Origin of the sequence: Enterobacter sp. 237C8, assembly GCF_034106865.1 — a bacterium.
Lineage (GTDB): Bacteria > Pseudomonadota > Gammaproteobacteria > Enterobacterales > Enterobacteriaceae > Enterobacter > Enterobacter asburiae_B.
On sequence record NZ_JAWNDF010000010.1, the window covers coordinates 106387 to 130272 of the forward strand.

22 protein-coding genes and 1 pseudogene are annotated in these 23886 nt (G+C 53.6%); all 23 read left to right on the forward strand.

The genetic code is table 11. The features are described 5' to 3' along the window. Window positions 1-90 precede the first annotated feature (90 nt). Window positions 91-933, forward strand: a complete 843-nt coding sequence (wcaA, locus tag USF70_RS19425; protein ID WP_023312403.1) for a colanic acid biosynthesis glycosyltransferase WcaA — start codon at window positions 91-93, stop codon at window positions 931-933. After that, window positions 933-1424 carry a colanic acid biosynthesis acetyltransferase WcaB gene (gene wcaB / locus USF70_RS19430; RefSeq protein ID WP_032642828.1) on the forward strand — a complete coding sequence of 164 codons (492 nt, stop codon included), beginning with the start codon at window positions 933-935 and terminating at the stop codon, window positions 1422-1424. The genes wcaA and wcaB overlap by 1 nt, the downstream gene beginning before the upstream one ends. Continuing rightward, window positions 1421-2638, forward strand: coding sequence for a colanic acid biosynthesis glycosyltransferase WcaC (gene wcaC / locus USF70_RS19435; RefSeq protein ID WP_320735928.1), 1218 nt, complete (start codon window positions 1421-1423; stop codon window positions 2636-2638). Before wcaB ends, wcaC begins: the two co-directional genes overlap by 4 nt. Continuing rightward, window positions 2613-3833, forward strand: a complete 1221-nt coding sequence (gene wcaD, locus USF70_RS19440) for a colanic acid polymerase WcaD (protein ID WP_320735929.1) — start codon at window positions 2613-2615, stop codon at window positions 3831-3833. Before wcaC ends, wcaD begins: the two co-directional genes overlap by 26 nt. Window positions 3834-3849: 16 nt before the next feature. Beyond that, a complete protein-coding gene (gene wcaE / locus USF70_RS19445) occupies window positions 3850-4596 on the forward strand; it encodes a colanic acid biosynthesis glycosyltransferase WcaE (protein ID WP_033145980.1) in 747 nt (248 codons plus the stop codon). Window positions 4597-4611: 15 nt separating this feature from the next. Continuing rightward, window positions 4612-5172: a colanic acid biosynthesis acetyltransferase WcaF gene (gene wcaF, locus USF70_RS19450; RefSeq protein ID WP_033145979.1), complete on the forward strand. Its 561-nt coding sequence runs from the start codon at window positions 4612-4614 to the stop codon at window positions 5170-5172. A 155-nt stretch (window positions 5173-5327) separates the two neighbouring features. Next, a complete protein-coding gene (gene gmd, locus USF70_RS19455; RefSeq protein ID WP_014884502.1) occupies window positions 5328-6449 on the forward strand; it encodes a GDP-mannose 4,6-dehydratase in 1122 nt (373 codons plus the stop codon). A 2-nt stretch (window positions 6450-6451) separates the two neighbouring features. Continuing rightward, window positions 6452-7417: a GDP-L-fucose synthase gene (gene fcl, locus USF70_RS19460; RefSeq protein ID WP_013097874.1), complete on the forward strand. Its 966-nt coding sequence runs from the start codon at window positions 6452-6454 to the stop codon at window positions 7415-7417. A gap of 2 nt (window positions 7418-7419) precedes the next feature. Further along, window positions 7420-7899, forward strand: coding sequence for a GDP-mannose mannosyl hydrolase (locus USF70_RS19465; protein ID WP_039263102.1), 480 nt, complete (start codon window positions 7420-7422; stop codon window positions 7897-7899). Next, entirely contained in the window at window positions 7896-9119 is a 1224-nt protein-coding gene (wcaI, locus tag USF70_RS19470; protein WP_048980170.1) for a colanic acid biosynthesis fucosyltransferase WcaI, read from the forward strand. Before USF70_RS19465 ends, wcaI begins: the two co-directional genes overlap by 4 nt. A 3-nt stretch (window positions 9120-9122) precedes the next feature. Continuing rightward, complete coding sequence (cpsB, locus tag USF70_RS19475) at window positions 9123-10559, forward strand: mannose-1-phosphate guanyltransferase (protein WP_033145975.1); 1437 nt, start codon at window positions 9123-9125, stop codon at window positions 10557-10559. Window positions 10560-10670: 111 nt separating this feature from the next. Continuing rightward, window positions 10671-12041 carry a colanic acid biosynthesis phosphomannomutase CpsG gene (gene cpsG / locus USF70_RS19480; RefSeq protein WP_320735930.1) on the forward strand — a complete coding sequence of 457 codons (1371 nt, stop codon included), beginning with the start codon at window positions 10671-10673 and terminating at the stop codon, window positions 12039-12041. A gap of 46 nt (window positions 12042-12087) precedes the next feature. After that, window positions 12088-13482 carry an undecaprenyl-phosphate glucose phosphotransferase gene (wcaJ, locus tag USF70_RS19485; RefSeq protein ID WP_033145973.1) on the forward strand — a complete coding sequence of 465 codons (1395 nt, stop codon included), beginning with the start codon at window positions 12088-12090 and terminating at the stop codon, window positions 13480-13482. Window position 13483: 1 nt separating this feature from the next. Next, window positions 13484-14962, forward strand: a complete 1479-nt coding sequence (gene wzxC / locus USF70_RS19490; protein ID WP_039262643.1) for a colanic acid undecaprenyl disphosphate flippase WzxC — start codon at window positions 13484-13486, stop codon at window positions 14960-14962. 17 nt (window positions 14963-14979) lie between these two features. Beyond that, the gene (wcaK, locus tag USF70_RS19495; protein ID WP_032658813.1) at window positions 14980-16260 is read left to right on the forward strand and encodes a colanic acid biosynthesis pyruvyl transferase WcaK; all 1281 of its coding nucleotides are present in this window, start codon (window positions 14980-14982) and stop codon (window positions 16258-16260) included. Then, window positions 16257-17477, forward strand: coding sequence for a colanic acid biosynthesis glycosyltransferase WcaL (gene wcaL, locus USF70_RS19500; protein ID WP_064672799.1), 1221 nt, complete (start codon window positions 16257-16259; stop codon window positions 17475-17477). Before wcaK ends, wcaL begins: the two co-directional genes overlap by 4 nt. 12 nt (window positions 17478-17489) lie before the next feature. Continuing rightward, window positions 17490-18881 (forward strand): colanic acid biosynthesis protein WcaM, encoded by a 1392-nt coding sequence (gene wcaM / locus USF70_RS19505; RefSeq protein ID WP_320735931.1) that lies wholly within the window; start codon window positions 17490-17492, stop codon window positions 18879-18881. A 176-nt stretch (window positions 18882-19057) separates the two neighbouring features. Continuing rightward, window positions 19058-19954, forward strand: a complete 897-nt coding sequence (gene galF, locus USF70_RS19510; RefSeq protein WP_029742022.1) for a GalU regulator GalF — start codon at window positions 19058-19060, stop codon at window positions 19952-19954. 353 nt (window positions 19955-20307) lie between these two features. Next, window positions 20308-21396 carry a dTDP-glucose 4,6-dehydratase gene (gene rfbB / locus USF70_RS19515; protein WP_320735932.1) on the forward strand — a complete coding sequence of 363 codons (1089 nt, stop codon included), beginning with the start codon at window positions 20308-20310 and terminating at the stop codon, window positions 21394-21396. Then, window positions 21393-22256, forward strand: a complete 864-nt coding sequence (gene rfbA, locus USF70_RS19520; protein WP_115875788.1) for a glucose-1-phosphate thymidylyltransferase RfbA — start codon at window positions 21393-21395, stop codon at window positions 22254-22256. Before rfbB ends, rfbA begins: the two co-directional genes overlap by 4 nt. A 15-nt stretch (window positions 22257-22271) precedes the next feature. Further along, the gene (gene rfbC, locus USF70_RS19525) at window positions 22272-22823 is read left to right on the forward strand and encodes a dTDP-4-dehydrorhamnose 3,5-epimerase (protein WP_087822992.1); all 552 of its coding nucleotides are present in this window, start codon (window positions 22272-22274) and stop codon (window positions 22821-22823) included. Beyond that, window positions 22824-23654 (forward strand): SDR family oxidoreductase, encoded by an 831-nt coding sequence (locus USF70_RS19530; RefSeq protein WP_320735933.1) that lies wholly within the window; start codon window positions 22824-22826, stop codon window positions 23652-23654. It begins immediately after the preceding gene. Beyond that, window positions 23651-23886 (forward strand): annotated as a pseudogene (locus USF70_RS19535) (hypothetical protein); the annotation flags it as partial. The gene USF70_RS19530 and the pseudogene USF70_RS19535, both read left to right, overlap by 4 nt.

Below are 23886 nucleotides of genomic sequence, written 5' to 3' on the forward strand. Positions count from 1 at the left end.
GTGCTGGATGTGGGGGACGAACGTAATGATAACCACTGGCTGCCTTTCACCCTCTCCCCTTTGGGGAGAGGGCCGGGGTGAGGGGAAAAGATGACCACACAACGCCCTTTAGTTTCAATCTATATGCCGACATGGAATCGTCAGCAGCTGGCGATCCGCGCAATCAAATCCGTCCTGCGACAGGATTACGATAACTGGGAGCTGATCATCGTTGATGACTGCTCTTCCTCGTATGAACAGCTGCAAAAGTTTGTGACTGACCTCAACGACCCGCGGGTGGTCTATACGCATAACGCCATTAACTCCGGCGCGTGCGCGGTGCGTAATCAGGCGATTATGCAGGCCAAAGGGCAGTATCTGACCGGGATCGACGACGATGACGAATGGACGCCGAACCGCCTGTCTATCTTCCTGTCGCATAAAGAACAGCTGGTCACGCACGCTTTCCTGTATGCCAACGACTATGTCTGTCAGGGCGAGGTTTACTCGCAGCCCGCGAGTCTGCCGCTGTACCCGAAATCGCCGTATTCTCGCCGCCTGTTCTACAAGCGCAACATTATTGGTAACCAGGTCTTCACCTGGGCGTGGCGCTTCAAAGAGTGCCTGTTCGATACCGAACTCAAGGCCGCGCAGGATTACGATATCTTCCTGCGCATGGTGGTGGAATACGGCGAGCCGTGGAAAGTGGAAGAGGCCACCCAGATCCTGCACATCAACCACGGGGAGATGCAAATCACCTCCTCGCCGAAGAAGTTCTCCGGCTACTTCCATTTTTACCGCAAGCACAAGGACAAGTTTGACCGTGCCAGCCGTAAATATCAGCTCTTTACCCTCTATCAGATCCGCAATAAGCGCATGAACTGGCGCACGCTGCTGACGCTGCTTTCCGTGCGTAACGGCAAGCGCCTGGCTGATGGACTTCGGGGGAAATAATGTTTCTGGAAGATTGCCGCGCTAACAGCTGGAGCCTGCGTCCGTGCTGCATGGTTCTGGCGTACCGCATCGCGCATTTTTGCTCGGTGTGGCGTAAGAAAAACGTGCTGAACAATATCTGGGCGGCGCCCGTGCTGGTGCTGTACCGCATCATCACCGAATGCTTTTTTGGCTATGAAATTCAGGCCGCTGCCACCATTGGCCGCCGCTTTACCATCCATCACGGCTATGCGGTGGTGATCAATAAGTTTGTGGTCGCCGGCGATGATTTCACTATTCGTCATGCGGTCACCATTGGCAACCGCGGGCCTGACAGCCTGGCCTGCCCGGTCATCGGCAATAACGTCGAGCTGGGCGCGAACGTGGTGATCGTCGGTGACATTACGATTGGTAATAACGTCACGATAGGTGCTGGCAGCGTGGTGCTGGACAGCATTCCGGATAACGCGCTGGTGGTGGGGGAAAAAGCCCGCGTGAAGGTGATTAAATGAACATTCTGCAATTTAACGTACGCCTCGCAGAAGGCGGAGCGGCAGGCGTGGCCCTGGATCTGCACCAGCGCGCGCTGCAAAAAGGACTTCAGTCTCGGTTTATTTACGGCTACGGCAAAGGCGGCAAGAAAAGCGTCAGCCACGATAATTTCCCGCAGGTGCACAAGCACACGCCGCGTCTGACCTCGATGGCCAACATTGCGCTTTTCCGTCTGTTTAACCGCGATCTGTTTGGCAACCTGAACAATCTTTACCGCACGGTTACCCGCACCGCGGGCCCGGTTGTGCTGCATTTTCACGTTCTGCACAGCTACTGGCTGAATCTGGAAGAGGTGGTGGCGTTTTGCCAGAAGGTGCAGGCCCACAAGCCCGACACCCGCTTTGTCTGGACGCTGCACGATCACTGGAGCGTGACCGGACGCTGCGCGTTTACCGACGGCTGTGAAGGCTGGAAAGATAACTGCCAGAAGTGCCCGACGTTAAGCAACTACCCGCCGGTGAAGGTGGATCGCGCGCATCAGCTGGTGGCCGGAAAGCGTCAGCTGTTCCGCGACATGCTCTCGCTCGGCTGTACGTTTATCTCTCCGAGCCAGCACGTGGCCGATGCCTTCAACAGCCTGTACGGGGCAGGGCGCTGTCAGATTATCAACAACGGCATCGACGTGGCGACGGAAGCCATTCTTGCCGAGCTAACCCCGGTGGCGGAAACCGCGGGCAAACCGAAAATCGCTATCGTTGCGCATGACCTGCGTTACGACGGTAAAACCAACCAGCAGCTGGTGCGCGACATGATGGCGCTGGGTGACAAGATAGAACTTCACACCTTCGGCAAGTTTTCGCCGTTCGAAGGGGCCAACGTGGTGAACCACGGGTTTGAAACCGACAAGCGCAAGCTGATGAGCGCGCTGAATGAAATGGACGCGCTGGTGTTCAGCTCCCGCGTGGATAACTACCCGCTGATCCTCTGCGAGGCGCTCTCTATCGGCGTGCCGGTGATTGCCACCCACAGCGATGCGGCGCGCGAAGTGCTGGAAAAGTCCGGCGGGAAAACCTTCACGGAGCAGGAGGTCCTGCCGCTGGTACAGCTGCCGAAGGCGCAGATTGCTGAGACCGTTTTTGGCACTGACCTGGAATCGTTCCGCAACCGCAGCCGCAAGGCCTACAGTGGACAACAGATGCTGGAGGAATATGTCTCGTTCTATCAGAATCTGTAGTTATCTGCTGCTGCCGCTGATCTACCTGCTGGTCAACGTCAAAATTGCCCAGCTCGGCGAAAGCTTCCCGATAACCATCGTAACCTTCCTGCCCGTTCTGCTTCTGCTGTATGTCGATAAAATCAACCTCAAGAAGCTGATGATTGCCCTAGGGCTGGGCACGGGCCTGACGCTGTTTAACTACATCTTTGGCCAGTCGCTGGATGCGAGTAAATACGTCACGTCGACCATGCTGTTTGTTTATATTGTCATTATTATCGGTATGGTCTGGAGTATTCGGTTTAAAACTATTTCTCCGCACAATTATCGGAAAATCCTTAGGTTCTTTTATATTGCCGTTGCGTTAATTGTTATGCTTGCCGCACTGGAGATGGCGCAAATTATTCTCACCGGCGGCAGCAGCCTGATGGAGATAATTTCGAAATATCTCATTTACAGTAACAGCTATGTATTGAACTTCATCAAGTTTGGCGGGAAGCGTACTACAGCCCTCTATTTTGAACCGGCGTTTTTCGCTCTGGCGTTAATCTCAATTTGGCTCAGCATCAAACAGTTTGGTATCAAAACGCCTAAGACCGATGCTATGATTCTTGCAGGAATTGTTCTGTCTGGATCGTTCTCAGGGGTAATGACATTTATCCTGTTTTACCTGCTGGAGTGGGTGTTCCAGTACCTGAACAAAGATGCGATTAAGAAAAAACTGCCGCTGGCGATTATCTCCCTGACGGTATTTATGGTAGGCGTGATATTTGCCTTCCCGTACATCTCAGAACGTCTGGGAGATTTGGGAACGGAAGGGTCTTCATCCTATTATCGCATCATTGGGCCACTGGTGATGGTGGGTTATTCCTTAACCCATATTGATGGGGTAGTAAGATTCGGCTCACTTTACGAATATGTTGCATCATTCGGAATCTTTAACGGTGCGGATGTCGGTAAAACCATAGACAATGGTCTGTATCTGTTAATTATTTATTTTTCGTGGTTCGCCGTACTGTTGACCCTGTGGTATCTGTTTAAAGTTTTCAAAATGATGATTAACGCGTTTGGTGATAACCAGAACTTTCGCGTTCAGCTTTATCTGTTTACTCCGGTGTCGCTCTTTTTTACCGGGTCAATATTTAGCCCGGAATATGCTTTCTTGATTGTCTGTCCGTTTATTCTGCGCAAGGCGCTTAATATTACGAACGTATGACGAAATGAGGTGATTTATGTTTCTTAGCGTCATTACTGTCGCTTTTCGTAATTACGAAGGGGTGGTAAAAACCTGGCGCTCGCTGCGCAACCTGGCGCGCGATCCAAGCCTCACCTTTGAGTGGATTGTGGTCGACGGCGGCTCGAACGATGGCACGGCGGAGTTTCTGGAAAAACTCAACGGTGAGTTCAACTTACGCTACATCAGCGAGAAAGATAAAGGCATCTACGATGCGATGAATAAAGGCATCAACATGGCGCAAGGCCGTTATGCCATCTTCCTGAACTCGGGCGATATTTTCCATGAAGACGTGGCGCTGTTTGCCCGTCAGCTGGCTCGCCAGAAAGAGGACGCCATGTATATTGGCGACGCGCTGCTCGATTTTGGCGACGGGCATAAAGTGTGCCGCAGCGCGAAGCCAGGCTGGTATATCTATCACAGCCTGCCGGCCAGCCATCAGGCCATTTTCTTCCCGGTAAAAGGTCTGAAAAAACAGCCTTACGATTTGCAGTATAAAGTGTCTTCCGATTATGCGCTGGCAGCCAGCCTGTATAAATCAGGTTACCCGTTCCGTCGAATTAAAGGGCTGGTGTCTGAATTCTCAATGGGCGGCGTGTCAACGTCTAATAATCTGGAATTGTGCCAGGATGCCAAAAACGTGCAGCGTAAAATATTACGCGTGCCGGGGTTCTGGGCGGAATTGTCTTATTTATTACGCCTGCGTACCACAGGCAAAACGAAAACCTTATATAACAAAGCCTGAATATAAGGAAACGCAATGCAGGATTTAAAAGGTTTCTCCGTGCCGAAAGGTTTTCGGGGCGGGAACGGTATTAAGGTACAGCTGTGGTGGGCCGTTCAGGCAACATTGTTTGCCTGGTCGCCGCAAATAATGTACCGCTGGCGAGCTTTTTTATTGCGCCTGTTTGGCGCAAAAATCGGAAAAAACGTAGTCATCCGACCTTCTGTGAAAATTACCTATCCGTGGAAATTAACGCTGGGAGATTACGCATGGGTTGGGGATGACGCGGTGTTATATACCCTGGGCGAAATTACGATTGGCGCAAATTCGGTGGTTTCACAGAAATGTTATTTGTGCACCGGCAGCCACGATTTTATGAGTCAGCATTTTGATATTACCGCTTCGCCTGTTGTGATTGGCGAAAAATGCTGGCTGGCAACGGATGTTTTTGTTGCACCGGGTGTTTCTGTTGGCGATGGCACGGTAGTCGGTGCCCGCAGCAGCGTTTTTAAATCGCTACCGGCAAATAAAATTTGCCGTGGCAACCCCGCAGTGGTGATACGCGAACGCGTTGAAACGAAGAGCCTTGTTAAGTAGGCGTAATCGTTGCAGGCAGTTTGAACGCGGACTGCGCGGAGAAACCGGAACGTACTTAGGTACGTGAGGATTTCGAGCACAGCCCACGTTCAAAATGACAAAAAAGATAGCCTACTTAACGGCTCTGATTAAATTCATAAGTAGAGGAATAAAACATGTCTAAAGTCGCTCTCATCACCGGCGTTACCGGGCAGGATGGTTCTTACCTGGCAGAGTTCCTGCTGGAAAAAGGGTATGAAGTACACGGTATTAAACGTCGTGCGTCTTCATTCAACACCGAACGTGTGGATCATATTTATCAGGATCCTCACGCGGCGAACCCGAAATTCCATCTGCACTACGGCGACCTGACCGATACCTCCAACCTGACCCGTATCCTGCAGGAAGTACAGCCGGATGAAGTCTACAACCTGGGCGCGATGAGCCACGTAGCGGTCTCCTTCGAATCCCCGGAATACACCGCTGACGTTGATGCCATGGGTACGCTGCGTCTGCTGGAAGCAATCCGCTTCCTCGGCCTTGAGAAGAAAACTCGCTTCTACCAGGCATCCACCTCCGAGCTGTACGGCCTGGTGCAGGAAATCCCACAGAAAGAGACCACGCCGTTCTACCCGCGCTCTCCGTATGCGGTAGCAAAACTGTACGCCTACTGGATCACCGTGAACTACCGTGAATCCTACGGCATGTACGCCTGTAACGGCATCCTGTTCAACCACGAATCTCCGCGTCGCGGCGAAACCTTCGTGACCCGCAAAATCACCCGCGCTATCGCCAACATCGCGCAGGGTCTGGAGTCTTGCCTGCACCTCGGCAACATGGATTCCCTGCGTGACTGGGGCCATGCCAAAGACTACGTGAAAATGCAGTGGATGATGCTGCAGCAGGAACAGCCAGAAGACTTCGTCATCGCGACCGGCGTGCAGTACTCCGTTCGTCAGTTCGTAGAAATGGCCGCGGCACAGCTGGGCATCAAGCTGCGCTTCGAAGGTACCGGCGTGGAAGAGAAAGGTATCGTGGTTTCCGTGACCGGCCATGACGCACCGGGCGTGAAGCCAGGTGACGTGATTGTCCAGGTTGACCCGCGCTACTTCCGTCCTGCTGAAGTGGAAACCCTGCTGGGCGACCCAACCAAAGCGCACGAGAAGCTGGGCTGGAAACCAGAAATCACTCTGCAGGAAATGGTTTCCGAGATGGTAGCCAAAGATCTTGAAGCAGCGAAAAAACACTCCCTGCTCAAGTCTCATGGCTACGAGGTTGCCATCGCGCTGGAGTCCTGAGAATGACAAAACAACGTATTTTTGTCGCCGGTCATCGCGGAATGGTGGGTTCCGCGATTGTTCGCCAGCTGGAGCAGCGCGGTGACGTGGAAGTGGTTGTCCGCACGCGTGACGAGCTGAACCTGCTCGACAGCCGTGCGGTACAGGACTTCTTTGCTAACGAACGCATTGACCAGGTGTATCTGGCGGCGGCGAAGGTGGGCGGCATTGTCGCTAACAACACCTACCCGGCGGATTTCATCTACGAAAACATGATGATCGAGAGCAACATCATTCACGCGGCGCATCTGCACAACGTGAATAAGCTGCTGTTCCTCGGATCGTCCTGTATTTACCCGAAAATGGCGAAACAGCCGATCGCCGAGAGCGAACTGCTGCAGGGCACGCTTGAAGCGACCAACGAGCCGTACGCGATTGCCAAGATTGCCGGGATCAAGCTGTGCGAGTCCTACAACCGTCAGTACAACCGCGACTATCGCTCGGTGATGCCGACCAACCTGTACGGACCGCACGACAACTTCCACCCGAGCAACTCGCACGTGATCCCGGCGCTGCTGCGCCGCTTCCACGAGGCGACCGCCGAGAACGCGCCGGACGTGGTGGTGTGGGGCAGCGGTACGCCGATGCGTGAATTCCTGCACGTGGACGACATGGCTGCCGCCAGCATTCACGTGATGGAGCTGGATCGCGAGGTGTGGCAGGAGAACACCGAGCCGATGCTGTCGCACATCAACGTCGGTACCGGCGTGGACTGCACCATTCGCGAGCTGGCGCAAACCATCGCGCAGGTAGTGGGCTACAAAGGCCGCGTGGTGTTTGACGCGACGAAACCGGACGGCACGCCGCGCAAGCTGCTGGACGTGACCCGTCTGCATCAGCTGGGCTGGTATCACGAGGTGTCACTGGAGCAGGGGCTGGCCAGTACCTACCAGTGGTTCCTGGAAAACCAGCACCGCTTCCGGGGGTAACGATGTTTTTAAGTCAGGAAGATTTTGCCACGGTAGTGCGTTCCACTCCGCTCATCTCAATTGATTTGATCGTGGAGAACGAACGCGGCGAGTTCTTGCTGGGGAAACGAACCAACCGTCCTGCACAGGGCTTCTGGTTCGTGCCCGGCGGGCGCGTGCAGAAGGATGAGCGGCTCAGCGATGCGTTTGAGCGTCTCACTCTGGCGGAACTGGGCCTGCAGCTGCCGATGGCAGCGGGCCAGTTTTACGGGGTCTGGCAGCACTTCTATGACGATAACTTTTCAGGCACCGGGTTCACCACGCACTACATCGTGCTGGGGTTCCGCCTGAAGGTGAGTGAGGCAGACCTGCGTCTGCCTGATTCTCAGCATGACGACTACCGCTGGCAGACGCCAGAGGCGCTGCTTGCCAGCGACAATGTGCATGACAACAGTCGTGCCTATTTCCTGGCTGAACGTCAGGCCGAGGTGCCGGGCATATGAAGATCCTCGTATACGGAATCAACTACTCGCCGGAATTAACCGGCATCGGGAAATACACCGGCGAGATGGTCGAGTGGATGGCGAGCCAGGGACATGACGTGCGGGTCATTACCGCGCCGCCGTACTACCCGGAGTGGAAAGTCGGGGAGCGCTACTCAAGCTGGCGCTACCGTCGCGAAGAGGGCGCAGCGACCGTCTGGCGTTGCCCGCTGTATGTGCCTAAGCAGCCCTCGACGCTGAAGCGGTTACTTCATCTGGGCAGCTTTGCCCTGAGCAGTTTCTTCCCGCTGATGGCGCAGCGTCGCTGGAAGCCGGATCGCATCATCGGCGTGGTGCCAACGCTGTTTTGCACGCCGGGCATGCGCCTGCTGGGCAAACTCTCCGGCGCGCGCACCCTGCTGCACATTCAGGATTACGAAGTTGACGCCATGCTGGGCCTGGGGATGGCAGGCAAAAGCAAAGGCGGCAAGGTGGCGAAGCTCGCCAGCGCGTTTGAGCGCAGCGGCCTGCATAACGTGGATTACGTCTCGACTATCTCGCGCTCGATGATGAACAAGGCGCAGGAGAAGGGCGTTCCGGCAGAGAAGGTGATCTTCTTCCCGAACTGGTCCGAAGTGGCGCGTTTTCGCGATGTGACTGAGCAGGACGCTCAGGCCCTGCGCGCGCAGCTCGGTTTGCCTGAAGATCAAAAAATCATTCTTTACTCAGGCAACATCGGCGAAAAACAGGGGCTGGAGAGCGTGATTGAAGCGGCCCAGCTGCTGAGTGAACATCCGTGGACGTTTGTGATTGTCGGGCAGGGCGGTGGAAAGGCGCGGCTGGAAAAAATGGCCGGGGAACGCGGCCTGACCAACGTGAAATTTTTCCCGCTTCAGTCTTACGAGGCATTGCCTGCGCTGCTGAAGATGGGCGACTGCCATCTGGTGGTCCAAAAACGCGGCGCCGCGGACGCGGTGCTGCCGTCCAAGCTGACCAACATTCTGGCAGTGGGCGGTAACGCGGTGATCACGGCAGAAGCCGAAACAGAATTAGGCCAGCTGTGCGACAGCTATCCGGGTATTGCCGTGTGCGTGGAGCCGGAATCGGTCCCGGCGCTGGTAACCGGAATTGAGAAGGCACTTGCCATGCCAAAAGTGAACACGGTGGCACGTGAATATGCCGAACGCACGCTCGAGAAAGAGAACGTGCTGAGCCAATTTATTGCAGATATACGGGGATAAATCATGAGTCAAACCACTTTGTATCCGGTTGTGATGGCTGGTGGCTCTGGTAGCCGGTTGTGGCCGCTGTCCCGCGTGCTCTATCCAAAACAGTTCCTCTGCCTGAAAGGGGATCTCACCATGCTGCAGACGACGGTAAACCGTCTGCACGGCGTGGAGTGTGAAAGCCCGGTGGTGATTTGTAACGAACAGCACCGCTTTATTGTTGCCGAGCAGCTGCGCCAGCTGAATAAGCTCACCGAAAATATCATCCTGGAGCCTGCCGGACGCAACACCGCGCCCGCGATCGCCCTGGCGGCGCTGGCGGCAAAACGCAGCAGCCCGGACTGTGACCCGCTGATGCTGGTCCTGGCGGCAGACCACGTTATCCAGCAGGAAGACGCGTTCCGCGACGCGGTGCGTGCGGCGATCCCTTACGCCGAGAGCGGCAAGCTGGTGACCTTCGGCATCGTGCCGGATCTGCCGGAAACCGGCTATGGCTATATTCGTCGCGGCAGCGTGACGCCGGGTGAAGGCGACAGCGTGGCGTTTGACGTGGCGCAGTTTGTTGAAAAACCGAATCTGGAAACCGCGCAGGCGTATGTCGCCAGCGGTGAGTATTACTGGAACAGCGGGATGTTCCTGTTCCGCGCCGGACGCTATCTGGAAGAGCTGCGCAAATACCGCCCGGATATTCTGGACGCCTGCGAGAAAGCGATGGCGGTGGTGGACCCGGATCTCGACTTCATCCGCGTGGATGAAGAGGCGTTCCTCGCCTGCCCGGAAGAGTCCATTGACTATGCGGTGATGGAACGTACGGCGGATGCCGTCGTGGTACCGATGGATGCGGGCTGGAGCGATGTCGGCTCCTGGTCCTCCCTGTGGGAGATCAGCGCCCATACCCCGGAGGGTAACGTCCACCACGGCGATGTTATTAGCCACAAAACGGAAAACAGCTACGTCTACGCCGAATCCGGCCTGGTGACCACGGTCGGGGTGAAGGATCTGGTGGTTGTCCAGACCAAGGACGCCGTGCTGATTGCCGACCGTAACGCCGTGCAGGACGTTAAAAAAGTGGTGGAGCAGATCAAGGCCGATGGCCGTCACGAGCACCATATTCACCGTGAAGTCTACCGTCCGTGGGGGAAATATGACTCCATTGACTCCGGTGACCGCTATCAGGTGAAACGCATCACCGTGAAGCCGGGCGAGGGGCTGTCGGTGCAGATGCACCATCACCGCGCCGAGCACTGGGTGGTGGTTGCGGGTACCGCTAAAGTCACTATCGACGGTGAAGTCAAACTGCTGGGTGAAAACGAGTCCATTTATATTCCGCTGGGGGCGACGCACTGTCTGGAGAACCCGGGGAAAATTCCTCTCGACTTAATTGAGGTGCGCTCCGGGTCGTATCTGGAAGAGGACGATATCGTGCGCTTCCAGGACCGCTACGGGCGGGTGTAGCACTCTGCATTATGCCCGGTGGCGCTGCGCTTACCGGGCCTGCGAATGACAAAAAAATCAATTTGGCCATTACGTGGTCAGGGCCGACTGTTGCCTGAAAAAGGGGTCATCATGGAAAAATTAACCTGTTTTAAAGCCTACGATATTCGCGGCAAGCTGGGCGAAGAGCTGAATGAAGACATCGCGTGGTGCATTGGCCGCGCGTACGGCGAATATTTAAAACCGCAGACCATCGTGCTGGGCGGCGACGTGCGTCTGACCAGTGAATCCCTCAAGCTGGCCCTGGCGAAAGGGCTGCAGGACGCGGGCGTGGACGTGCTGGATATCGGCCTTTCCGGGACCGAGGAGATTTACTTTGCCACCTTCCACCTGGGCGTAGACGGCGGTATCGAAGTGACCGCCAGCCACAACCCGATGGACTACAACGGGATGAAGCTGGTGCGCAAGGGCGCGCGTCCGATCAGCGGCGACACCGGCCTGCGCGACGTGCAGCGCCTGGCGGAAGCCAACGACTTCCCGCCGGTGAACAACGCGAAGCGCGGCAGCTACAAAAAAATCAACCTGCAGAAAGAGTACATCGACCACCTGCTGGGCTACATCAACGTGGCGAACCTCAAGCCGCTGAAGCTGGTCATCAACTCCGGTAACGGCGCGGCCGGCCCGGTTGTCGATGCGCTGGAAGCGCGCTTTAAGGCGCTGAACGTGCCGGTGACCTTCGTCAAGGTGCACAACACCCCGGACGGCAACTTCCCGAACGGTATTCCTAACCCGCTGCTGCCGGAGTGCCGCGACGACACCCGCAACGCGGTGATTGAGCACGGTGCGGACATGGGCATCGCCTTTGACGGTGACTTCGACCGCTGCTTCCTGTTCGACGAGAAAGGGCAGTTCATCGAGGGCTACTACATTGTCGGCCTGCTGGCGGAAGCGTTCCTTGAGAAAAACCCGGGCGCGAAAATCATTCATGACCCGCGCCTTTCCTGGAACACCGTCGACGTGGTCTCCGCGGCGGGCGGCACGCCGGTGATGTCCAAAACCGGCCACGCCTTCATCAAAGAGCGTATGCGCGAAGAAGACGCCATCTACGGCGGCGAGATGAGTGCCCACCACTACTTCCGTGATTTTGCCTACTGCGACAGCGGGATGATCCCGTGGCTGCTGGTGACCGAGCTGCTGTGCCTGAAGGGGCAGACGCTGGGCGAACTGGTGCGCGACCGCATGGCGGCGTTCCCGGCGAGCGGGGAGATCAACAGCAAGCTGGCGCAGCCGGCCGAGGCCATTGCCCGCGTGGAGCAGCACTTTGCGATTCACGCGCTGGAAATTGACCGTACGGACGGGATCAGCATGGCGTTCCCGCAGTGGCGCTTTAACCTGCGCTCGTCCAACACCGAGCCGGTGGTGCGCCTGAACGTGGAGTCCCGTGCTGACACGGCGCTGATGGAAGCCCGAACGAAGGACATTCTGGCGCTGTTGAATCAGTAACAATTGCCCCTCCCGGCGGGAGGGGGAACCGAATACAGGAACAACGATGACGAATCTAAAAAAACGCGAACGAGCGAGAACGAATGCATCGTTAATCTCTATGGTGCAGCGTTTTTCTGATATCACCATCATGGTCGGTGGATTGTGGGCGGTGTGTCGGATCGGCGGGCTGCCGTTCTTATATATGCATCTGCTGATGGCACTCATTGCGCTGGTCGTGTTTCAGATGATCGGCGGGATGACCGATTTCTACCGCTCGTGGCGCGGCGTGAAAATGACCACCGAACTGATGCTGTTGCTGCAGAACTGGACCCTGAGCCTGATCTTCAGCGCAGGCCTGGTGGCCTTCAGCCATGATTTTGATAATCGCCTCGTCACCTATCTCTGCTGGTATTTGATCACCAGCGTCGGCATGGTGGTGTGCCGTTCCCTGATCCGTTTCGGTGCGGGCTGGCTGCGTAACCGCGGTTATAACCGTCGCTTCGTTGCGGTAGCGGGCGATCTGCCGGTTGGTAAGGTTCTGCTCGACAGCTTCCGCAAAGAGCCGTGGTTAGGGTTTGAAGTAGTCGGGATTTACCACGACGCGAAGCCGGGCGGCGTGCCGTCGGACTGGGCGGGCAATTACGAACAGCTTATTGAAGACGCGAAAGCCGGTAAAATTCACAACGTCTACATCGCCATGCAGATGAGAGACGAATCCCGCATTAAGCAACTGATGCGCGAGCTGGCGGACACCACCTGTTCGGTGATCCTGATCCCGGACGTCTTTACCTTTAACATCCTCCATTCACGCATTGAAGAAGTGAACGGCGTGCCGGTGGTACCGCTGTACGACACCCCGCTGTCGGGCATTAACCGCGTGCTGAAGCGCGCGGAAGATATTGTGCTCTCTTCGCTGATTTTACTGCTCATCTCCCCGGTGCTGTGCTGCATTGCCCTCGCGGTGAAGCTGAGCTCTCCCGGCCCGGTTATCTTCCGCCAGACCCGCTACGGTATGGACGGTAAGCCGATTATGGTGTGGAAATTCCGCTCCATGAAGGTGATGGAAAACGACAAGGTGGTGACCCAGGCAACGCAGAACGATCCGCGCGTCACCCGCGTGGGGAACTTCCTGCGCCGCACCTCGCTGGATGAACTCCCGCAGTTTATCAACGTCTTCACCGGCGGCATGTCGATTGTTGGCCCGCGTCCGCACGCGGTGGCGCACAACGAGCAGTACCGCTCGCTGATTGAAGGCTACATGCTGCGCCATAAGGTGAAGCCGGGCATTACCGGCTGGGCGCAGATCAACGGCTGGCGCGGCGAAACCGACACGCTGGAAAAAATGGAAAAACGTATCGAATTCGATCTGGAGTACATCCGTGAATGGAGTATCTGGTTCGATATCAAGATTGTTTTTCTGACCATCTTCAAAGGTTTCGTGAACAAAGCGGCGTACTAAGATGAGCTTACGTGAAAAAACCATCAGCGGGGCGAAGTGGTCAGCGATGGCGACCATCGTCATCATTGGCCTCGGTCTGGTGCAGATGACCGTGCTGGCGCGCATTATTGATAATCACCAGTTCGGTCTGCTGACCGTCTCGCTGGTGATTATCGCGCTGGCCGATACGCTGTCTGATTTTGGTATCGCCAACTCGATTATCCAGCGCAAAGAGATCAGCCATCTTGAGCTGACCACGCTCTACTGGCTGAACGTGGGGCTGGGGATTTTCGTGTTCGTGCTGGTGTTCCTGCTGAGCGACACCATCGCCAGCGTGCTGCATAACCCGGATCTGGCTCCGCTGATGCGCACGCTGTCGTTTGCTTTCGTGGTGATCCCGCACGGGCAGCAGTTCCGCGCGCTGATGCAGAAAGAGCTGGAGTTCAACAAGATCGGCATGATCGAGACCAGCGCGGTGCTGGCGGGCTTTACCTTCACCGTGGTGAGCGCCCATTTCTGGCCGCTGGCGATGACCGCTATTCTCGGATACCTGGTTAACTCTGCCGTGCGTACGCTGCTGTTCGGCTACTTTGGCCGCAAGATTTACCGTCCCGGGCTGCATTTCTCTCTCGCGTCCGTCTCGTCCAACCTGCGCTTTGGCGCGTGGCTGACGGCGGACAGCATCATCAACTATGTGAATACCAACCTGTCGACGCTGGTGCTGGCGCGCATTCTTGGCGCGAGCGTGGCGGGGGGCTACAACCTGGCCTACAACGTCGCGGTGGTGCCGCCGATGAAGCTAAACCCTATCATCACCCGCGTCCTGTTCCCGGCGTTCGCCAAGATTCAGGACGACACCGAGAAGCTGCGCGTTAACTTCTACAAGCTGCTTTCCGTGGTGGGGATCATCAACTTCCCGGTGCTGCTGGGGCTGATGGTGGTTTCCAGCAACTTCGTGCCGCTGGTGTTTGGCGAGAAGTGGAACGGTATCATCCCGATCCTGCAGCTGCTGTGCGTGGTGGGGCTGCTGCGCTCCGTGGGGAATCCGATTGGTTCCCTGCTGATGGCAAAAGCGCGCGTCGACATTAGCTTTAAGTTCAACGTGTTCAAAACTTTCCTGTTTATTCCGGCGATTATCGTCGGCGGGCATATGGCGGGCGCCATCGGCGTCACGCTGGGCTTCCTGCTGGTGCAGATAATCAATACCGTTCTGAGCTACTTCATCATGATCAAGCCGGTGCTGGGCTCCAGCTACCGTCAGTACATCCTGAGCCTGTGGCTGCCGTTCTATCTCTCGTTGCCGACCCTGGCGGTGAGCTACGGCCTGGGCATCATCCTCAGCGGTCACCTGCCGCTGGCCGCGCTGCTGGCGGTACAGGTTGCCGCGGGCGCGCTGGCATTTGGCGTGATGATTGTGCTGTCACGCAATGCGCTGGTGGTGGAGATGAAGCGCCAGTTTTGCCGTAACGAAAAAATGAAAACGCTGCTTCGCGCAGGCTAGTTATTTAAGAGGCCATTATGAAATTATTAATTCTTGGCAACCATACCTGCGGCAACCGTGGCGACAGCGCCATCCTGCGCGGTTTACTGGATGCAATTAACACCCTTAAGCCTGAGACCGAAGTGGACGTGATGAGCCGTTATCCGGTCAGCTCATCCTGGTTACTGAACCGCCCGGTGATGGGCGACCCGCTCTACAGCCAGATGAAACAGCATAACAACGCCGCGGGCGTGATGGGGCGGGTGAAGAAAGTGCTGCGTCGTCGCTACCAGCACCAGGTGCTGCTTTCCCGCGTGACCGATACCGGCAAGCTGCGCAATATTGCTATCGCGCAGGGCTTTACCGATTTTGTCCGTCTGCTGTCCGGCTACGACGCCATTATCCAGGTCGGCGGTTCGTTCTTCGTCGATCTCTACGGCGTGCCGCAGTTTGAGCATGCGCTCTGCACCTTTATGGCGAAAAAGCCGCTGTTTATGATTGGCCACAGCGTCGGGCCATTCCAGGATCCGCAGTTTAACCAGCTCGCAAACTACGTGTTCGGCCACTGCGACGCGCTGATCCTGCGCGAGTCGGTCAGCCTCGACATGATGAAGCGCAGCGAAATTGACACCTCAAAAGTTGAGCACGGCGTGGACACCGCGTGGCTGGTGGATCACCAGGACGACAGCTTCCAGCCGAGCTACGCGGTGCAGCACTGGCTCGACGTGGCGGCGAAACAGAAAACCGTCGCGATTACCCTGCGCGAGCTGGCGCCCTTCGATAAGCGTTTAGGTACGACCCAGGCGGCGTATGAGAAAGCCTTCGCCGACGTGGTGAACCGCGTGCTGGACAGCGGGTACCAGGTGCTGGCGCTCTCCACCTGCACCGGCATCGACAGCTACAACAAAGACGACCGTATGGTGGCGCTGAACCTGCGCAATCTGGTGAACGATCCGTCCCGCTATCACGTGGTGATGGACGAACTGAACGATCTGGAGATGGGCAAGCTGCTCTCCGCCTGCGACCTGACCGTCGGCACGCGCCTGCACTCCGCCATTATCTCCATGAACTTTGGCACGCCGGCCATTGCCATCAACTACGAACACAAATCAGCAGGCATCATGCAGCAGCTCGGTATGCCGGAAATGGCCGTGGATATCCGTCATCTGCTCGATGGTTCGCTCGGTGCGATGGTGGGCGACACGCTCGGCCAGCTGCCTGCGATCAATGAACGCCTGGCGGTGGCGGTGAAAGCCGAGCGCGAGAAGGGCATTGGGATGGTGAAATCGGTACTTGACCGCGTACGGGAGGGGAAATGAAGGTTGGTTTCTTCTTACTGAAATTTCCGCTGTCGTCTGAAACGTTTGTCCTGAACCAAATCACCGCGTTTATCGATATGGGATATGACGTGGAGATTATCGCCCTGCAAAAGGGCGATACCAAAAATACCCATGCGGCGTATGCCCAGTATGGGCTGGAGGCGAAAACCCGCTGGCTGCAGGATGAGCCTTCCGGGAGACTGAGTAAGCTGCGGCACCGGGCCAGCCAGACCTTGCGCGGGATCCACCGCGCGTCGACGTGGCGGGCTCTGAATGTTTCCCGCTATGGTTCCGAATCCCGCAATCTGATCCTCTCGGCCATCTGCGGGCAAACCGCGCAGCCGTATCGTGCCGACGTGTTTATCGCCCACTTTGGCCCGGCGGGCGTCACCGCCGCGAAGCTGCGCGAACTGGGCGTAATTGACGGCAAAATTGCGACCATCTTCCACGGTATCGATATCTCCAGCCGCGAAGTGCTGAACCACTACACGCCGGAGTATCAGCAGCTGTTCAGGCGCGGCGACATGATGCTGCCTATCAGCGACCTGTGGGCCGGACGCCTGAAAAACATGGGCTGCCCGGGAGAGAAAATTGCCGTTTCGCGTATGGGCGTGGACTTAACGCGCTTCACTCGCCGTCCTGTCAAGGTGCCGGGAAAACCGCTGCAGATCATCTCCGTTGCTCGCCTGACCGAGAAGAAAGGCCTGCATGTGGCCATTGAAGCCTGCCGCCAGCTGAAAGCGCGCGGGGTGGATTTCCACTATCGCATTCTCGGCATTGGGCCGTGGGAGCGTCGTCTGCGCACGCTTATCGAACAGTATCAGCTGGAGGATGTCGTAGAAATGCCGGGCTTCAAGCCGAGCCACGAGGTCAAGGCCATGCTCGACGAGGCTGATGTCTTTCTGCTGCCTTCCGTAACGGGCGCAGATGGCGATATGGAAGGCATTCCGGTGGCGCTGATGGAGGCGATGGCCGTAGGTATTCCGGTGGTATCAACCCTGCACAGCGGGATCCCGGAGCTGATTAAGTCTGACCATTCCGGCTGGCTGGTGCCGGAGAATAACGCGATGGCCCTTGCGGACCGATTAGCAGCCTTCAGCGATATTGACCAGCAGGCACTGGAGCCCGTGCTCCAGAACGCCCGACAAAAAGTGGAAACCGATTTTAACCAGCAGGTGATTAACCGCCAGTTAGCGAGCCTGCTGCAAACGTTGTAACGCCGAGGATGTATGCTGAAAAAGATTACCCGACGCACCTTTGTTTCTTCTCTCTCCGTTCTGGCGGCCACGCCGCTGCTGTCGTCACGCATCGCGCGGGCGGCAAGCGGCAGAACGGTCTCTGTTAATCAGTACAATAACAACGACTGGATCGCCGCTTTTAAGCAGGCGTTCAATGACGGTGACACCGTCGTGGTCCCGGCCGGGCTCACCTGCGAAAACATCAATACCGGTATTTTCATTCCCGACGGTAAAACGCTGCTGATCCGCGGGGCGTTAGCCGGCAACGGGCGCGGCCGCTTTGTTCTGCAGGAAGGCAGCAAAGTGATAGGCGAAGGTGCTGGCCGCACGGAGAACATCACGCTCGACGTTCGCGGCTCTGACTGCGTTATCAAAGGGCTGGCCATGAGCGGTTTTGGCCCGGTGACGCAGATCTACATCGGCGGCAAGAAACCGAGCGTAATGCGCAATTTGCTGATTGATAACATTAGCGTGAGCCAGGCCAACTACGCCATTCTGCGCCAGGGTTTCCATAACCAGGTGGACGGCGCCCGCATCACCAACAGCAAATTTAGCCATCTCCAGGGGGATGCGATCGAGTGGAACGTCGCCATCAACGATCGCAATATCCTGATCTCTGACCATGTCATCGACAACATCAACTGCACCAACGGCAAGATCAACTGGGGCATCGGCATTGGCCTCGCCGGCAGCACCTACGATAACGACTATCCGGAGAAGCAAACCGTCAAGAACTTCGTGGTGGCAAACATCACCGGCAGCAACTGTCGCCAGCTGGTGCACGTTGAAAACGGTAAGCATTTTGTTATCCGCAATATTAAGGCCAAAAATATAACTCCCGACTTCAGTAAAAAGGCGGGAATAGACAACGCCACGGTGGCCATTTATGGCTGTGATAATTTCATTATTGATAATGTCGACATGGTGAACAGTGCCGGAATGTTAATCGGCTATGGGGTGATAAAAGGCGATTATTTGTCCATCCCGCAGAACTTCAAGCTCAACAATATTCATCTCGATAATCGTCAGCTTGCGTATAAATTGCGCGGAATACAGATTTCATCCGGTAACGCCACCTCGTTTGTGGCGATAACCAACGTGGAGATGCAGCGGGCGACGCTGGAGCTGCACAACAAGCCGCAACATCTTTTTTTACGCAATATCAATGTGATGCAGGAAGCCGCTGTGGGGCCCGCCCTGAAAATCAACTTCGACCTGCGCAAGGATGTGCGGGGTAAATTCATGGCGAAAGACGAGACGTTGCTGTCGCTGGCGAACATAAAAGCAGTGAATGAGAAGGGGCAAAGCTCGGTCGATATTGACCGGGTCGACCAGCAGGTAGTGAATGTGGAAAGGCTTAACTTTGCGCTTCCGCACAGATAATCGACAATCATCAGTTTTGAGACTATTCCTGGCATAAAAGCGCGATCTAATCAGATTACAACTACAGAAATTTGTGATGCTAAGGCGTAACATTGCCCAAGGATTACGGCAAATCATGCTGGCGAAAACAGGTTTAAGAGCTATAATTCGTCAACCATTTTAAGGTGGAAGAAATAATGATTAATTTGAAAGCAGTCATTCCGGTAGCAGGCCTGGGCATGCATATGCTGCCAGCCACAAAAGCCATTCCTAAAGAGATGCTGCCGATCGTCGACAAGCCAATGATTCAGTACATTGTCGACGAAATTGTTGCTGCAGGGATCAAAGAAATCGTCCTGGTTACGCACTCCTCCAAGAATGCGGTAGAAAACCACTTCGACACCTCTTACGAACTCGAAGCGTTGCTTGAGCAGCGCGTCAAACGCCAGCTGCTGGCGGAAGTGCAGTCTATTTGCCCGCCGGGCGTGACCATCATGAACGTGCGTCAGGCGCAGCCGCTGGGCCTGGGCCACTCTATCCTGTGTGCTCGTCCGGTTGTGGGTGATAACCCATTCATTGTTGTTCTTCCGGACATCATCATCGATACCGCTTCTGCCGATCCGCTGCGTTACAACCTGGCGGCAATGGTGGCGCGTTTCAATGAAACCGGCCGTAGCCAGGTGCTGGCGAAACGCATGAAGGGCGATCTCTCCGAGTACTCCGTTATCCAGACTAAAGAACCGCTGGAAACGGAAGGGCAGGTGAGCCGCATCGTTGAGTTCATCGAAAAACCGGATCAACCACAGACGCTGGATTCGGACCTGATGGCGGTTGGCCGTTATGTTCTGAACGCCGATATCTGGGCAGAGCTGGAAAAAACCGAGCCAGGCGCCTGGGACCGTATTCAGCTGACCGACGCGATTGCCGAACTGGCGAAAAAACAGTCCGTTGACGCGATGCTGATGACCGGCGACAGCTATGACTGCGGTAAGAAAATGGGATATATGCAGGCGTTCGTGAACTATGGACTGCGTAACCTGAAGGAAGGGGCGAAGTTCAGAACCCGTATTGAGAAGTTGCTCGCAAACGACTGATATTCCTGCAACGTCTTGAACAAGCGGCAGTCATTATTTTGGTGTATTGAGATATAGCCAAAATGATGACTGCCGTTTTTTATTATTAATCCTATGATTACATAGAGTTACAGGGTTTAAATCTGGATCGCTTTGTAGCGATTTGTGCTTGTTTCTGAGGTCGTTTAGGACGACAATTAACGCCAGTTTTTTGTCTGGATCCAGACAAAAAAATCATTTAATCGGAGATCGCTCAGTGCACTGGTAGCTGTTAAGCCAGGGGCGGTAGCGTGCTCAATTTCTGAAACCGTCAATAAATGCTCAGGTTTCAGAACGCCAGTATCCAGACATATATACTAGACGGAACAGATAACGTGAAAATTCTTGTGACGGGCGGGGCCGGCTTTATCGGCTCAGCGGTTGTACGACATATTATTAAAAATACCCAGGACGACGTCGTCAACGTGGATAAGCTGACCTATGCCGGCAACCTTGAGTCGCTTAGTGAAGTCAGCGACAGCGATCGATATGCTTTTGAGCATGCGGATATTTGCGATAAAAACGCCATGGATCGCATTTTCGCAAAACATAAGCCTGATGCGGTGATGCACCTGGCCGCCGAAAGTCACGTCGATCGTTCTATTACCGGCCCGGCTGCGTTTATCGAAACCAATATCGTCGGCACTTATGTACTGCTGGAAGCCGCTCGTGCTTACTGGTCAACGTTGGATGAGCAAGCGAAGAAAGCCTTCCGTTTCCATCACATCTCTACCGACGAAGTGTATGGTGATTTGCCGCATCCTGATGAGCACCCGGCATCAGCTGAGCTGCCGCTCTTCACTGAAACCACGGCTTATGCGCCTAGCAGCCCGTATTCAGCATCAAAAGCCTCAAGCGACCATCTTGTTCGTGCCTGGCTGCGTACCTATGGTTTCCCAACTATTGTCACCAACTGTTCGAATAACTACGGCCCGTACCACTTCCCGGAAAAGTTGATCCCGCTGGTAATTCTGAATGCGCTGGACGGTAAAGCGCTCCCAATTTACGGTAAAGGCGATCAGATCCGTGACTGGTTGTATGTGGAAGATCATGCGCGTGCACTGTACACCGTTGTCACTAAAGGTAAACCGGGTGAAACGTACAACATTGGTGGTCATAACGAGAAGCAGAACCTGGACGTGGTCCATACGATTTGCGATCTGCTTGATGAGATTGTGCCTAAAGAGGGGTCTTATCGCGATCAGATTATGTATGTTGCTGACCGTCCGGGCCATGACCGTCGCTATGCGATTGATGCACATAAAATAGGTGTTGAACTGGGCTGGAAGCCTGAGGAGACATTCGAAAGCGGGATTCGTAAGACGGTGGAATGGTATCTAACGAATGAGCAGTGGGTGAGTAATGTTAAAAGTGGAGCATATGCTTCATGGCTTTCAACACAATATGGAGATAACAATAAATGAAAGGCATTATTTTAGCCGGTGGCTCAGGTTCACGCTTGCATCCAATTACATTGGGAACCTCGAAACAGTTATTACCGATTTATGACAAGCCAATGATTTATTATCCGCTTTCAGTGCTAATGTTGGCTGGTATTAGGGATATCCTTATTATCACAACTCCCGAGGATTGTGATAGCTTCAAACGTCTCTTGGGAAATGGTGCTCGTTTAGGCATTAATCTTAGTTATAAAGTTCAACCTTCACCAGATGGCCTCGCGCAGGCGTTTATCCTCGGAGAAGAGTTTATTGCGAATGATAAAGTATGTTTAGTCCTGGGGGATAATATCTTTTTTGGACAGGCATTTGGAAAACAATTGCGGCATGCAGTAGATAATTTGAGCGGCGCCACGGTGTTCGGTTATAAAGTAATGGATCCTGAAAGATTCGGCGTAGTCGAATTTGATGATAACTTCAATGCTATTTCCATCGAAGAAAAACCGAAACATCCGAAATCAAATTGGGCCGTTACGGGGCTGTACTTTTATGATAATCAGGTAGTTGAAATAGCAAAAAAAGTGAAACCGTCTGATAGGGGTGAGTTAGAAATAACAAGTATTAACCAAGAATATCTCAACCAGGGGGCTTTAAAGGTTGAGCAATTAGGACGTGGATTTGCATGGCTTGATACTGGAACACATGATTCTCTTCTTGAAGCTTCGCAATTTGTGCAAACTGTCGAGAAGCGACAGGGATTCAAGATCGCTTGCCTCGAAGAAATTGCTTATAATCAAGGCTGGCTGAGTAAAGAAGATATTAAGTCGATAGGGAGTTCACTTTCTAAAACAGGTTACGGGAATTATTTATTAAGCCTTATCAAGTAAGAGTATTTTGAATAAATGAATATCATAAAAACTAAATTAGATGGTCTTTTAATAATTGAACCAAAAGTGTTTGGTGATGAACGTGGTTTTTTTTATGAGACATATCACGAGCAACGCTATAAAAACGCTGGAATTAAAGAGAGTTTTGTTCAGGACAATCGCTCCCGTTCCACAGGTAATGTGCTCCGTGGTTTACATTTTCAAAAAAGAAAGCCGCAAGGTAAATTGGTAACGGTCACCGCTGGTACAGTGTTCGATGTAGCGGTAGATCTACGTGAAGACTCCCCAACTTTTGGTCAGTATGAATCTATTATTCTTTCTGGTGATAATAGGCTCCAGTTTTATATCCCACCTGGGTTTGCCCATGGATTTTGCGTTTTGAGTGACATTGCTGATTTTCAGTATAAATGTACGGATTTTTATGATCCTACGGATGAAGGAGGAATTATTTGGAATGATAATTCTATAAATATCAATTGGCCGATTTCTGAGCCAAATTTGTCTTTAAAAGATAAGGAGCTTCCTTCATTGGAAGACGTTCGTAAGCAATTGAAATTTGGAAAGTAAATGAGTATTTATACAGTAGTCGGCGGGAATGGCTTTATTGGAAGTGAAATAGTAAGACATCTACATTCTTTACACAAAGATGTGTGGATTCCTGAACGGAACGATCCAAATATTTTTTCAAAAAAACTTGGCACCCTGATTTATTGCGCAGGCAATGGCGATTGCCAACTAAAACCATTTGATGTCTTGACTGCTAATTGCTTATTACTCTCTGAACTTCTCCAGAATGCTAACTTTGACCGCTTAATATATGTTTCTTCCACGAGATTATATATGAATGGGGATGAAAGCTCTGAAACAAGCGATCTGATAATCAGGCAGGATGATAATCGTCGACTCTTTAATCTAACAAAATTAGTCGCGGAAGAATTATGCTTTAAAAGTGGTAAGCCATTTACTATTGTGCGCCCAAGTAATGTTTATGGGGTAGCACTAAAAAGTCCCTTGTTTTTGCCTTCTATAACACGTAATGCAATAATCAACGGACGCATTGATATGTACGTTGATAAAAATTATGAAAAAGATTATGTCTCAGTTACTGATGTAGCGGAAAGTGTCATAAAGCTGAGTAATAACAAAGAAGCTGAAGGAGAAATAATTAACATTGCCTCAGGAACTAATACATCATCAGAACAGATCGCTAGCGTGCTTATTCAAAATACAAATTGCGTTGTGAATTGGCATGGAAATAATGCGACAAAAGAGATATTCCCTATTACAGATATTTCATTACTAAAAAAATTGATTCCTGACTATAAACCTCGTTCTGTTCTGTCTGATTTGTCAGACATGATTCAATTATTCAAAAGTGAACTACAAATTAAATCATGAAACATGTAGTTAGAAAAAAGGATGTTTTATGGGGATACCTCTCTCAATTCTTGAGTATTGCATCCAGTTTACTACTGTTGCCCTTTATTCTTAGATATTTATGGCAAGAAGAAATAGGGTTATGGTATGTTTTTGTTGCTCTTGCAGGATTGGTACAGCTTTTAGAGTTTGGTCTGTTACCTACAGTTTCAAGGTTTATATCTTATGTATATTCTGGGGCCAAAGATATAAC